This is a genomic window from Streptomyces endocoffeicus, from assembly GCF_016741935.1.
GTDB lineage: Bacteria > Actinomycetota > Actinomycetes > Streptomycetales > Streptomycetaceae > Streptomyces > Streptomyces endocoffeicus.
The window spans coordinates 1-263 of the sequence record NZ_JAERRG010000256.1 but is presented as its reverse complement, the minus strand read 5'-3'; the positions used below and the strand labels follow the sequence as shown (position 1 = coordinate 263).

Below are 263 nucleotides of genomic sequence, written 5' to 3'. Positions count from 1 at the left end.
TGTACGCCGGCGGCTTGCCAGACGGCGGCCAGTGAGATCATGACCGCCCAGCAGGCCGGTTGTACGACGTCTACCCGGTCGACTACGGAGGGGTCGTTGAGCACGGTGAGCAGGTCCCAGTCCACGAACTCGCTCAGCGCGGCAGCGCATTCCGCCATCTGTTCGGCGAATACGGCCGATGACGTGAGGAGGGTGTTGCCCATGCCCTGCCATTGCCAGCCCTGGCCGGGGAAGATGAACACCACGCGTGGATCGGGGATCGC

1 protein-coding gene is annotated in these 263 nt (G+C 65.8%); it reads right to left on the bottom strand.

From position 1 onward, the window contains the following. On the bottom strand, positions 1–263 hold a 263-nt coding region (locus tag JK364_RS54865; protein ID WP_201858946.1), incomplete at both ends, for an acyltransferase domain-containing protein.